Consider the following 12,236-nt stretch of genomic DNA (forward strand, 5'->3'; position numbering starts at 1 on the left):
CACAGCCGGAAATGTCCGGTTCGCGGCCCCGGGGTCGATCGTACCGGCGCTCGCAATACGACGCCGGGCGTCACACATCGTCGGGGATGTCCCGCCGGCTCCCGATGCCGAGCTTGCGGAAGCTCCGGGCGACGTGGTTGCGCACCGTCGTCGTGGCGAGCCCGAGTTCGGCGCCGATCTCGTCGGCGGTGAGTCGTCTCGCATACATACGCAGCACCTCGCGTTCACGACCGGTCAGGCCGGCGAGCCGGGGGTCCGAGGATCTGCGATCGCGGAGCTGCCGCAAGATCCGCGCACGTGCCGTCGTGGCGGTGGCGGTGTGGAACGCGGCGAGGTGGCCCGGCGGCGCCACCAGTCCGGCGACCACCCACAGCGACACCGGATCGGCGATCCCGTGCCGTGCCGCCCGGTCGTAACCGGTGGCGACCCATTCGGCAGCCGTTCGGGGTCGGCCGCGGTCCCATTCGATCAGAGCGCGGGCCGCGTCGCCGTGGTGGTCGCCGATGACCGCGGCAGCGGGCAACCGTTCGGCATCGGCGAGCGCGACCTCGGCATCGTCGAGGGCGCCGGAAGCCGCCAGGGTCAGCGCGAGCCAGTGCCGGGCGATGCGTTCGTCGCTGCGGTGTCCGCTCCTGGCGAGAAGACCGGCGGCACGGCCGGCCTGAGTCGCGGCGGCGGGGAAGTCCGCGTCCTCGAAGTGCAGCTCGGAGCGGATGGTCGCGAGCCACGCGCGCATGCGGAGGTCGCCGAGTGATGTCGTCGACGCGGCGAGCGCGAGTTGCCGCCTCGCCGGGTCCGGGTCGCCGCTCGAGAGCAGGGCGCGGGCGCGCATCGCGTGGAGCTGCGCGTCCGCCAGCCCTTCCGCGGCGATTCGCCCGGAGTCCGGCAGCCGGGTGGTGAGGTGCGGGTCCCCGGCCAGATCGGACGCGAGAAACCACGCGGCCCACGCGGCGCCGCGCGCGACCGGGTCGGCGCTCTCCCGCAGTACGTGCCAAGGAGTCTCGGGGTCGGGCCGGCCCGTGTAGGTGTCCACCAGGGCTTCGGCCACCTGGGCGAGCGGGTGGTTCTGTCCGCGGATCGTCCGCAGTTGTCGTCTCGCACCGTCCGGATCCGCATCTTTCAGAAAGGTCGAGACTGCGGCGGCGACGGCGATCGTGGGCGTATCGAGCGGAGAGGTCGCGCGTATCCCGGCGAGTCGGGACCGGATCTCGTGGCCGGGCCGAGTGCCGAGCGCGAGTGCGTGCGCCCACGCGAACCCGGTGTCGGGGTTCGGTGCCGATGCCCATGCGGAGCCGGCGAATCGTTCGGCCGCGTCGGGATCGCCCGATCGGAGGTGAAAAGCGCTGGCGGCCAGAAGGTCTGCGGAGGACACCGGTTCGCCGACGTCGAGGCCCCAGGTGGCACGCATGACGGGTGTCGTGGCGGCCGCATGAAGACGTTCGGCGAATCGCCGACGGCGTGCGGGCGTCACCGACCGCTCGACCGCGCCGGCGACGAGCGCGGACACCGGGCGGGCGCCCGTCGCATCGGTGGCGACGAACTCGTGGTCCTCGAGGAGGGTGATCGATTCCAGTGCGTCGAGACGGGCGATGCACTCCCAGTCCAGCAGACCTTCGAGGACGACGAGCGCCAGGGTGTCGGCGCAGTCCCGAGGGAGAGCGGACAACCGGCGGCGAACGGCATCGACGACACCGCGTCCGGGCTCGTTCTCGCGCGCCAGGGCGCAGATCAGCTCGGGGTTCCCCGCCGCGGCAGCGACGTCCGATCGGGCGCCGATCATGCGTCCCAGGACGGCCGACGCCGAACCGTCCAACGGCCCCAGCGCGAGGTTCGCCCATCGGCTGGTCCGCAGATGTCTCGTGATCGATTCGGGCACGGCATCTTCGGTGGGCGCCGCAGCGAGGAGTCGTACCGGGCCCAGATCGGTCAGCGCCATCAGGAACTCGAGGACGGTGGGGTCGGCGCGGTGGATGTCGTCGGCGATTACGAGGGTCGGCAGCTGTTCCCCGGCGATCAGGTCCCGCCGTAGCGCCTCGACGGGATCATCTGCGCCAGAACGAGCGTGGAGCGCGTGGAGTGACGTCGGTACGGTCACGATCTCGCGGCGCCACGGCTGCCTGCCCTCGCGAGATGACAACTCCGCGAGGAGCCGGGATTTGCCGACGCCGAACGATCCGGTGACGAGCACCGCATCGTGTGCGTCGAGCAGACGGGTCAGCTCGTGGATTTCCGCGTCGCGCCCGACGAACGGCGGCGGAACCAGACCGGGGCCGGCCAGCCCGGCGAGGCGGATGCGACCGTCGGTCTGGTGCAGGCAGTCCGCGGGAAGGCGTTCGCGGAGGCGACTGAGGACGGTCCGTAAAGCGGCGTCGGGATGTTGCGGCCTCGTCCCGGGCCAGATCCCGGCAACCAGGTCCTTGCGGGTGATGCCGGTATGCCGGTGCCGGAGCAGCAGGACGAGCGCTCGATGTGCGGCAGGGCGTAGCGGAACCGGCCGGCCGTCGGCGTCGAGCAGCGCCACGACCGGCGTCGTGCTGAACGCGACGGCTCGGCGATCGGCGGTCATGGGTGTCCGTACTCCTCGAAGGCGTTTCCGGTTCGGGCTTCTGGTTGATCAACAATTGATCATGACACCCGTTCCGCCGTCCAGCAGGGTGACCGTCATGAAGAAGATGATGATTCTCATGGTGTGTGCCGGACTCTGCGCGATCGGTTGCATCGTCGGCGCGGGACTGGCCCTCACCTGGAACAGCGGGCAGTCGGCGTTGATCGCCGGGGTCGGTGCGCTGGCGGCGGGCGGGCTCGCGGTCGTGTTCGTTGGTCGGGTGCGTGCCGAGAACCGGCGCCAGGGGACGAACTACACGATCTTCACCATCTGAGGTGTGTTGTGTGGCCGGGTGAGGTCGCTCGCGTAGACTCCCGCTGTCGGGGAGCCGCGCCACCGCGGGCTCTTCGCGGTCCGCCTTCGTAGCTCAGGGGATAGAGCAACCCTCTCCTAAAGGGTAGGTCGTAGGTTCGAATCCTACCGAGGGCACCAGCCTGGCCGTTCCACTGCGCGGGTCCCGTCTGGCGGGGTTTCGGTCTAGGAACTCGCGCCGGATTTCGCGAACCGCCGACGGTAGACGAGCGGTGAGACGCCGACACTCGCGGCGAAATGGTGTCGCAGCAGCGTCGCCGACGTGAAGCCGACCTGGCGTGCCACCTCGTCGACACTTGCGCTTGTCGTCTCGAGCAGGTTCTTCGCCGACAGCACTCGCTGTTCGGTCAGCCAGCGGCGAGGCGGGATGCCGACCTCGTCGACGAAGCGGCGCGCGAAGGTGCGTCCGGACATGTGCATCCGGGACGCCAAGTCGTCGATGCTGATGTCGCGGTCGAGGTTGGCCGTCATCCAGGCCAGGAGCGATCCGAAGCCCTCGTCGGTGCACGCCGGCATCGGGGCCTCGACGAACTGGCGTTGTCCGCCGTCGCGGTGCGGCGGCACGACCATGCGCCGCGCGATGCGGTTGGCGACGGCCGGTCCCCAGGATTCGCGGACCAGGTGCAACGACGCGTCGATCCCGGCAGCTGTGCCGGCGCTCGTGGTCACGGGTCCGTCGTCGACGAAGAGGACGTCGGTGTCGACCTGCGCCTGGGGGAACATGCGCGCGAGATGGTCGCCGTAGCGCCAGTGGGTGGTGCACCGACGGCCGTCGAGGAGTCCGGCCGCACCGGCGACGAACGCGCCCGAGCAGACGGTGAGGACACGTCCGCCGTTGTCGACGACCGCACGGATGGTGTCCAGGATCTCGACGGGGTAGTCGCCGCTGACCCTTCCGCCGGGGATGACGACGAGATCGACGTCGCGGCACTCGTCCAGGGTGTGCGACACCTGGATCGACACCCCGTTGCCGACGGCCAGCGCGGTATCGGGGTCCGGTGTGGCGACCCGGAAGTCGAAGGCGGGGACGTCGTCGTCGGTGCGGTCGAGGCCGAACACCTCGTGCACGACACCGAATTCGAAGAGCGCGACGTGTCCGTACAGGAGGACACCAACGGAGTGCAGCACCTGACCAGTATGGCAGATAATTTGCGAACATTGGCCCTGCTGCCACTGGTGGCGGAATCGATGTGGGCGAAGGGTAACTGCCATGACACTTCTCTTCGTTCTCGCCCTTGTCGTGGTCGCCTCGGTTGCCGGCGCAGCCGGACTGCTGAGTCTCACCGCTCGACGTACCCCCGTCGGCCAGCGGACGCCGGGCCAGCGGATTGCCGACTGGTTCACCCGGAATCCGAGGCGCCCCTACGGTCCCGACACCGAACGGGTCGCCGCGGAACTCAGCATCCTCACCCGCCGGTACGACAAGCTCATCTGACCCACCGGCCGCTGCGCTACCGTTGCGGTCGTGAGTTCACAGACTGTCCTCGTGACCGGCGCGACCAGTGGCATCGGGGCCGAGGTCGCCCGCCAGTTCGTCGCGAGGGGACACCGGGTCTACGGCACCACCCGCAATCCGGATTCGGTGCGCAACCCGATTCAGGGCGTCACCTACGTCCGGCTCGACAACGCCGACTACGAATCCGCCGAGTCCTGCGCGGCCCTCGTCGGCGACGTGGACATCCTGATCAACAACGCCGGCGAGTCCCAGGCCGGTGCGCTCGAGGACACCTCGATGGCGGCCGTCGAAGATCTGTTCCGAGTCAACGTCTTCGGGCCGATCGCGCTGACCAAGGCGGTGTTGCCCGGCATGCGTCTCCGGCGCCGGGGCACGGTCGTGATGGTCGGGTCGATGTTGTCCAGCTTCCCGGTCGCCTTCCGGTCCAATTACGCCGCGACCAAGTCGGCGCTGAAGGCTTTCGCGCTCGCGTCGCGACGCGAGTTGGCGCCGTACGGGATACGGATGATCAGTGTCGAACCCGGCACGATCGCCACCGGCATCGGTGATCGCCGCAGCATTCACATCGGCGACGACTCGCCCTATCGCGCCGAGTACGAGACGCTCGCCGCCGCCACCCGGCGCAACGAGGACGCGGGCATCAGTGCGGCGAGCATGGCCACCCAGATTGTCGACGCCGCGCTGGCCGAGCATCCGAAGCCGTTCTACGCCAAGGGCAATCAGGCGGGAGTGGTCTTCCTGCTCCGGCGTCTCGCGCCGCGACAGCTGATCCTGGACATGACCGCGCGCAAGCACGGACTCCCGAAGGTGAAGATCTGACCGTGCGACTCACCTTGCGAGTCATCGGGATCGGGCCCGGCGGTCCGCGTCAGATCACGCTGCAGGCGATCGACGCGATGGCCGACGTCGATGCCTTCCTCGCGCTGGAGAAGGGCGCGGCGAAGAGCGGCCTCCTCGACGCACGCCGCGCCATCCTCGACGAGCATGCGCGACAAGGGCATTCGCTGGTGGAGATCCCCGATCCGCCACGCGACCGGGAACCGGCCGACTACGACGCCGAGGTCCGGCGCTGGCACGCCGCGCGCGCCGAGCTGATCGCCGGTGCGCTGCGCGACGAGGTCGGCGACGGAGGAGTGGCTGCTTTCCTCGTCTGGGGCGACCCCGCCCTGTACGACAGCACGCTGCGGATCGTCGACGATCTCGCCGCCCGCGACGACCTCGAACTCGCTGTCGAGGTCATCCCCGGCGTGACCAGCGCGAGCGCGCTCACGGCGGCCCACGGCGTCGTCGCCAATCGCGTCGGCGAACCGATTTACACGACCACGGGCCGACGCCTCGCGGAGACGCCCGCGGGCGCCGACGCGAATCAGATCGTGATGCTCGACGCAGACCTCACCTTCCGGCACACCGCCGACCCGGACGATCACATCTGGTGGGGCGCCTACGTCGGCACCGAGGACGAGATCCTGATCAGCGGCAAGGTCGGTGAGGTGACGGACCGGATCGTCGAAGCGCGCGCCGAGGCCCGGGACCGGATCGGCTGGATCATGGACATCTATCTGCTGCGCAAGACTCGCCGCTAGCTGGACCCTTCGTGACGCGCCCTCCGCAAGCTCCGGGCGCTCCTCAGGGAGCAGGGGCAGGGCGTTCTTTCGAATTAGGAGCGGGGTGGTGTCACAGGTGCTCGCGCGCCACCAGTTCCACCGTCACGAGCATCGCGATGGAACTCACTGCGAGCAAGGCGATCAGCACGAACATCTGCATCGCCGCGGCCGCCCATACCGAGGCCCCGCCGAGGACCATGCCGACGAACGCGCCGGGGATCGTGACGAGTCCCACCGACTTCGTCTGATCGAGGCCGGGGACGAGCGCGGTCGCCGAGGGCGGGCCGGCGATCTCCATCCGTGCGTCCCGCGGGTCGAAGCCGAGCGACAGCGCGGCTTCCACCTCGCCGCGGCGGACCGACAGCTCGTCATGCGCCCGGCGTCCGGCGAGCGAGGCGGTGACCATCGCGCCGCCGAGCATGATGCCGGCAGTGGGGATCACGGCGATGCCGCGGGCAGGAAGCACACCGACTGCCACCAGAGCGGTGACGATCGCGATCGTCGGCGCCGCCACCGGCCCGGCACACCACGCGGTTCCCGCCAGGCGGGGACCCCCCGGTCGCACGCGTCGGGCGGAGGTCCAGGACGCGGCGGTCGCCATCACCGCGACGAACAGCGCCGAGGCCCAGAGGTGCGGGATGACGGCGGCGAGCACGGCAGCAAGCGCCGCGAGTTGCGCGCCGGCCCGGAGCGTGGCGACGACGGTCTCCCGGGCCAGTCCGCTCCGACGGTTCACCAGCACGGCGACCACGGCCAGCAGTACGACGGCCACCACCAGTGCGGGCCCGGTGCGCACCACCGCGTCGCCGATGCCGTTCACCGGTTCAGTTCACCAGATCTGACGCAGCGCGCCGAGCATCTCCTCGCGGATCTCGCTGCGGCAGATGACGAAGTCCGGCATGTACGGATGCCGGTTGTTGTACACGATCTCCGACCCGTCGAGGCGACTGCAGTGCAGTCCGGCCGCCAGGGCGACCCCCACCGGCGCCGCGTTGTCCCACTCGTACTGACCGCCGGCGTGGACATAGGCATCGGCATCGCCGCGGACGACGGCCATCGCTTTCGCGCCGGCCGAACCGACCGGCACCATCTGCAGACCCAGTCGGTTCGCCACGTAACTGGTCTCATACGAGCCGCCCCACCGGGAGGTGACGAGACGCCGGGTCAGTTCGCCGGTGGTCTCCGCGACGGTGTCGGAACGGAACAGTTCACCCGTCGCGGGCAGCGACACCGACGCCTCGGTGACGATCCCGCTCTCGGTCAGGGCGACGTGTACGGCCCAGTCCGACGAGCCGCCGGCGAATTCCCTTGTGCCGTCCAGGGGGTCGATTATCCACACGCGCGACGCGGTGGCCCGGTCGCCGACGTCGGCGGCTTCCTCGGACAGCACCGCATCGCGTGGCCGGTGTTTACGGAGCACCGTCGAGATCCACGCCTGCGCAAGCGCATCGCCCACATCGCCGAGCATCGCGCCGCCGAGCAGGTCGCCCGAACGGATTCCGAGGAGTACTTCGCCGGCTCCCTGCGCGATCCGGGCGGCCAGCTCGGCGTCGGAAAGTCGGGAGTTCATCCCACAACTAGAGCACACTGGTGGCATGCCTGAGCTCCCAGAGGTGGCCGCCATCGCCGACTACGTCGACGGCCGTGCGGCCGGACTCCCGATCCGCCGGGTCGACGTCGCGTCGTTGTCGGTGCTGAAGACCGCGGACCCGCCCTACACGGCGCTGATGGACCGGATCGTCGAATCCGTCGGCCGGGTGGGGAAGTACCTGGTCATCCGTACCATTCCCGGTTCGGCGGCCACTGCGTCAGAGCCGTTGCTGCAGCTGGTCATCCATCTGTCGCGGGCGGGCTGGGTGCGGTGGAGCGAGGACCTGTCGCCCAAACCCCTGCGGCCGGGCGGGAAGAGCCCGATCGCCCTGCGCGTGCACTGCGGCCTACCCGGTGAGGGGTTCGACGTCACCGAGGCCGGGACGCAGAAGCGACTCGCGGTGTGGCTGGTCCGCGACCTCGCCGACGTCGAACGGATCGCCGGTCTGGGACCCGACGCGCTCGAGCTGACGTCCGAACAGTTCGCCGAGATCCTCGCCGGCACCACCGGCCGGATCAAGAACGTGCTCACCGACCAGCACACCATCGCCGGGATCGGCAACGCCTACTCCGACGAGATCCTGCACACCGCACGCCTGTCGCCGTTCGCGTCGTCGAAAACACTGAAGGCCGACCAGGTCGCGACACTCTACGACGCCATGCGCGGCGTGCTCACCGACGCGACCGGGCGTCTGGAGGGGCAGGCCGTCGCGCGGCTGAAGTCCGAGAAGCGCACGGGTTTGCGCGTGCACGCCCGCACCGGCCTGCCGTGTCCGGTGTGCGGCGACATCGTCCGCGAGGTGTCGTTCGCGGATCGGTCCTTCCAGTACTGCGCCACGTGCCAGACGGGCGGGAAGGTGCTGGCGGACCGTCGGATGTCGCGGTTGCTGAAGTAGGTCGCGCCGCGCGGCCGGGAAGGCAGAACTTACCGGCCGGTAGCCTGGTCCTCGTGACGACACGGCAGAGGATTCTCATCACGGGTGCGAGTTCGGGGCTCGGGGAAGGCATGGCCCGACGCTTCGCCGCCCAGGGACGTTCGCTCGCCCTCGCGGCGCGCCGCCGCGAGAAGCTGGACGCGCTGGCCGGCGAACTGCGGCCCACCGCCGGACAGGTCGAGGTCGCGACGCTCGACGTCACCGACGTGGACGCCGTCCCCGAGGTCTTCGGGAGGCTGGCCGACGGTCTGGGCGGGCTCGACCGGGTCATCGTCAACGCCGGACTCGGCAAGGGCGCGCCCCTCGGCACCGGCAAGGCCGCCGCGAACATCGAGACGGTGCAGACCAATCTCGTCGGCGCGCTGGCCCAGGCCGAGGCGGCGCTGGAGATCTTCCGTGCGCAGAACGCCGGGCACCTCGTGCTGATCAGCTCCATCTCGGGTGTTCGCGGCATGCCCAAGGCGCAGGCCGCCTATTCGGCGTCGAAAGCCGGGCTGACGGCGCTGGGGCAGGGACTCCAGGCCGAGTTCGCGTCGTCGCCGATCACGGTGTCGGTGGTCGCGCCGGGCTACATCGAGACCGATATCAACCGAGGCGTGAAGACGTCCCTGATGGTCGAGACCGACAAGGGTGTCGATGCGCTGGTCAAGGCGATCGAGGCGGAGAAGGACTGGGCTCCGGTGCCCGCGTGGCCGTGGACGCCGATCGCCGCGGCGCTGAAACATCTGCCGGCGTCGGTCAGCCGCCGACTGGTCTGACCTGTGTAGTTCGTTCAGACAGTGGATGTTCCGCGTTCACCCCCGGCGACGGGCTACCGTCACGGAATGCGTGTTCACCGGTTTGCGCAGCTGGCGGCCGTTCTCGCCGCGTGCGCCGCGGCGTCCGGCGGTCTCGCGGGATGTGCGCCGGCGGCACCGCTCGATCGCGATCCGATCCTCTCGCCGCCGGCCTCGTCGTCGGCGACGCCGCCCCTGACGAAGGTTGTGACCGCCGGACCGCAGCGCGACGAGCGACCGGTGGTCAGACGGTTCCCGATCCTGCTGGGATCGGTGGTCGAGGGCTGGGCGGCCGGCACTCTCGGGGACGACTCATCGGACAGAGTTCCTGGACCATCCACCTACTGGTTCGACGCGGTCGTGCACGTTGGTACCGAGCGCGCAGCAGCGTGGGCGGGGCAGTACGACGCCGATCCGGTGGCCCCGCCCGAGTCGGTGGCGGGCGCGATGCGCGACCTGGTGCCGCCCGGCGGCTACGTCGGCGGGCCCGCCCTCGACCGTGCGTTCTCCACATCACAGTGGCGGGCGACCGTGTACCTGTCGCTGACGACGGGGCGCGTGGTCGTCCTCGGTGTCGACGACTGACCTGCGTAAGGTGGCCGTCGTGGCGAACAAGCAGGGACAAGTGGTGGCCTCGGGCGCGTTTCAGGTGTTCGGTGCTCGACAGCGGGATCAGGTCGGCGAACTGCTCGGCGAGATCTTCGAACGCCCCGACATCGAAGCGCTGGGTTCGGATTGGCGAGGCGTCGTCTACTTCACCCTCACCGACGACGAGGCGTCCTCCGCCGACACGGTCTTCGGCTTCGACCCGTCGAGCGGGATGTCGGGTGGACTGGCCACCGTCGACGAGGTCGCCGAGGCCATCCGGACCGGTGAGGTCGCCGAGGCCGTCGACGTGGCGAGCTTCGACGCCTGGCGCGAGGCCACCGGAACCCGCGCGCTCGACATGGGGGCCTGTGTGCCACCGACCCTGTATGAATTCCTTGGCGGCGATCCCGCCGAACGTGACGTGGAGCCAACAGATCTCGTGACCTTCGTGGCGACCGCCGCCGCGATCATGGGCCGCATCCAGGCTCTGGGCGTGGAGCCCGGTGACGAGATCCCCGACGAGGTCTTCGACGACGAGTACTGGAAGTGATTTTGCCGGTTGAGTCGCCCTTCCACCGGTTGAGTCGCCCTTCTGCCGGTTGAGTCGCCCTTCTGCCGGTTGAGTCGCCCTCCTGCCGGTTGAGCTTGTCGAAACCCCTCAGACCGCCCGTCCGCGCCGTTCCCGGTACCACGCGACGAGTGCGTCGGTCGACGAATCGTCGTGCGTGTCAGGCGCTTCGGGTCGGGTGATGGTGCCGAGCAGTTCCTTGGCCTGGGTCTTGCCGAGTTCGACGCCCCACTGGTCGAAGGGGTTGATGCCCCAGATGGCGCCTTCGACGAAGACCTGGTGCTCGTAGAGCGCCACGAGCTGGCCGATCACCGACGGGGTGAGCTGGGGGGCGAGGATCGAGGTGGTGGGGCGGTTGCCCGGCATCACCTTGTGGGCCACGACATGTGCGGGCACGCCCTCGGCGGCGATCTCGTCGGCGGTCTTGCCGAAGGCGAGCACCTTGGTCTGGGCGAAGTAGTTGCTCATCAGCAGGTCGTGCATGGAACCGGAACCGTCGGGGGCGGTCGGCAGGTCGTCGGTGGGTTCGGCGAAGCCGATGAAGTCCGCGGGCACCATCCGTGTGCCCTGGTGTAGCAGTTGGTAGAAGGCGTGCTGGCCGTTGGTTCCCGGTTCGCCCCAGAAGATCTCGCCGGTGTCGGTGGTGACGTGGTGGCCGCCGGCGGTGACCGACTTGCCGTTGGACTCCATCGTCAGCTGCTGCAGGTAGGCGGCGAAGCGGGCCATGTCGTTGCTGTACGGCAGGACCGCGCGGACACCGACATCCCAGAAGTTGTTGTACCAGAGGCCGATCAGGCCGAGGATGACCGGCGCATTGCGTTCGAGGGGCTGGGTGCGGAAATGCTCGTCGACCAGGTGGAAGCCGTCGAGGAACTCCGCGAAGCGTTCCTTGCCGATCGCCGCCATCACCGACAGTCCGATCGCGGAGTCCACCGAGTACCGGCCGCCGACCCAGTCCCAGAAGCCGAACATGTTGTCGGTGTCGATGCCGAACTCCGCCACTTCGGCGGCGTTGGTGCTGACGGCGACGAAATGCTTTGCCACGGCGTCGGAGTCGGCGTCGAGTGCCTGCAGGAGCCAGGTGCGTGCGGCGGCGGCGTTGGTGAGTGTCTCGAGAGTGGTGAAGGTCTTCGAGGCGATGATGAACAGTGTCGTCTCGGCGTCGAGGTCGGCGAGGGTGCCGACCATGTCCGCGGGGTCGACGTTGGAGACGAAGTGGCAGCGGATCCCGGCGTCGACGTAGTGGCGCAGCGCCTGATAGACCATCACCGGACCGAGGTCGGAGCCGCCGATGCCGATGTTGACGACGTCGGTGATGGGTTTTCCGGTGTGTCCCTTCCACTCTCCGCTGCGGAGGCGGTCGGTGAACTCGCCCATCCGGGTGAGGACCTCGTGCACGTCGGCGACGACGTCCTGGCCGTCGACGGTCAGTGTCGCATCGGCCGGCAGGCGCAGCGCGGTGTGCAGGACGGCGCGGTCCTCGGAGGTGTTGATGTGGGCGCCGGCGAACATGTCGTCGCGGATCTCCTCGAGGCCGACCTCGCGGGCCAGGCTCATCAGGAGTTCGAGGGTCTCGCGCAGCACCCGGTGCTTGGAGTAGTCGATGTGCAGATCGCCGACGTCGACGGTGAGTTCGCGCCCGCGCGTGGGATCGATCGCGAACACTTCACGCAGGTGCATGGCGTACACATGCGGCTGATGAGCCGCGAGCGCCTGCCAGGACTGCGTCGCGGTGATGTCGCCGTGGTCGGTGCCGGTGAAGTCGCTGCCAGGTGCCTGGGTGCTCATGACCACCCACCTTA

The 12,236-nt window shown here is 69.4% G+C and carries 13 protein-coding genes and 1 tRNA gene; 9 read left to right on the forward strand and 5 right to left on the reverse strand.

From position 1 onward, the window contains the following. Positions 1–70: 70 nt before the first annotated feature. Positions 71–2,566, reverse strand: coding sequence for a LuxR C-terminal-related transcriptional regulator (locus ACFVHY_RS04110; protein ID WP_390268645.1), 2,496 nt, complete (start codon positions 2,564–2,566; stop codon positions 71–73). Between the two features lie 97 nt (positions 2,567–2,663). Here ACFVHY_RS04110 and ACFVHY_RS04115 point away from each other — a divergent pair, with 97 nt between their 5' ends. Beyond that, positions 2,664–2,879, forward strand: coding sequence for a hypothetical protein (locus tag ACFVHY_RS04115; protein ID WP_288812978.1), 216 nt, complete (start codon positions 2,664–2,666; stop codon positions 2,877–2,879). A gap of 82 nt (positions 2,880–2,961) precedes the next feature. Next, positions 2,962–3,037, forward strand: a tRNA-Arg gene (locus ACFVHY_RS04120). 45 nt (positions 3,038–3,082) lie between these two features. On the opposite strand, the gene ACFVHY_RS04125 is transcribed toward ACFVHY_RS04120, so the two are convergent. Further along, on the reverse strand, positions 3,083–4,045 hold the full coding sequence (locus ACFVHY_RS04125; RefSeq protein ID WP_390268649.1) for a GlxA family transcriptional regulator: 963 nt from the start codon (positions 4,043–4,045) through the stop codon (positions 3,083–3,085). 82 nt (positions 4,046–4,127) lie between these two features. Between ACFVHY_RS04125 and ACFVHY_RS04130 the strand changes: the two genes are divergently transcribed. Genes ACFVHY_RS04130 through cobF form a run of 3 tightly spaced genes read left to right on the forward strand, consistent with a single transcriptional unit; the run spans position 4,128 to position 5,956 of the window. Next, a complete protein-coding gene (locus tag ACFVHY_RS04130) occupies positions 4,128–4,352 on the forward strand; it encodes a hypothetical protein (protein ID WP_078113410.1) in 225 nt (74 codons plus the stop codon). 30 nt (positions 4,353–4,382) lie between these two features. Next, a complete protein-coding gene (locus tag ACFVHY_RS04135; protein ID WP_068972458.1) occupies positions 4,383–5,192 on the forward strand; it encodes an SDR family oxidoreductase in 810 nt (269 codons plus the stop codon). Positions 5,193–5,194: 2 nt separating this feature from the next. Beyond that, positions 5,195–5,956, forward strand: a complete 762-nt coding sequence (gene cobF, locus ACFVHY_RS04140; RefSeq protein ID WP_390268653.1) for a precorrin-6A synthase (deacetylating) — start codon at positions 5,195–5,197, stop codon at positions 5,954–5,956. A gap of 91 nt (positions 5,957–6,047) precedes the next feature. Here cobF and ACFVHY_RS04145 read toward each other — a convergent pair whose 3' ends face one another. Continuing rightward, entirely contained in the window at positions 6,048–6,797 is a 750-nt protein-coding gene (locus ACFVHY_RS04145) for an ABC transporter permease (protein ID WP_390268656.1), read from the reverse strand. A gap of 9 nt (positions 6,798–6,806) precedes the next feature. Further along, positions 6,807–7,547, reverse strand: coding sequence for a 3'(2'),5'-bisphosphate nucleotidase CysQ (locus tag ACFVHY_RS04150; protein WP_058251552.1), 741 nt, complete (start codon positions 7,545–7,547; stop codon positions 6,807–6,809). A 25-nt stretch (positions 7,548–7,572) separates the two neighbouring features. Here ACFVHY_RS04150 and ACFVHY_RS04155 point away from each other — a divergent pair, with 25 nt between their 5' ends. The 4 genes from ACFVHY_RS04155 (at position 7,573) to ACFVHY_RS04170 (ending at position 10,416) form a co-directional block, all read left to right on the forward strand. Beyond that, positions 7,573–8,463, forward strand: coding sequence for a DNA-formamidopyrimidine glycosylase family protein (locus ACFVHY_RS04155; protein ID WP_058251551.1), 891 nt, complete (start codon positions 7,573–7,575; stop codon positions 8,461–8,463). A 53-nt stretch (positions 8,464–8,516) separates the two neighbouring features. Further along, positions 8,517–9,260: an SDR family oxidoreductase gene (locus ACFVHY_RS04160; RefSeq protein WP_390268660.1), complete on the forward strand. Its 744-nt coding sequence runs from the start codon at positions 8,517–8,519 to the stop codon at positions 9,258–9,260. A gap of 66 nt (positions 9,261–9,326) precedes the next feature. Continuing rightward, positions 9,327–9,863 (forward strand): hypothetical protein, encoded by a 537-nt coding sequence (locus tag ACFVHY_RS04165; RefSeq protein WP_390268664.1) that lies wholly within the window; start codon positions 9,327–9,329, stop codon positions 9,861–9,863. Between the two features lie 19 nt (positions 9,864–9,882). Continuing rightward, a complete protein-coding gene (locus ACFVHY_RS04170) occupies positions 9,883–10,416 on the forward strand; it encodes a hypothetical protein (RefSeq protein ID WP_390268667.1) in 534 nt (177 codons plus the stop codon). 108 nt (positions 10,417–10,524) lie between these two features. Here the strand turns inward: ACFVHY_RS04170 and pgi are convergent, their stop codons facing one another. After that, positions 10,525–12,222: a glucose-6-phosphate isomerase gene (pgi, locus tag ACFVHY_RS04175; protein ID WP_390268670.1), complete on the reverse strand. Its 1,698-nt coding sequence runs from the start codon at positions 12,220–12,222 to the stop codon at positions 10,525–10,527. Positions 12,223–12,236 lie beyond the last annotated feature (14 nt).

Source organism: Gordonia sp. NPDC127522 (genome assembly GCF_042672305.1).
GTDB classification, from domain to species: Bacteria; Actinomycetota; Actinomycetes; order Mycobacteriales; family Mycobacteriaceae; genus Gordonia; species Gordonia hongkongensis.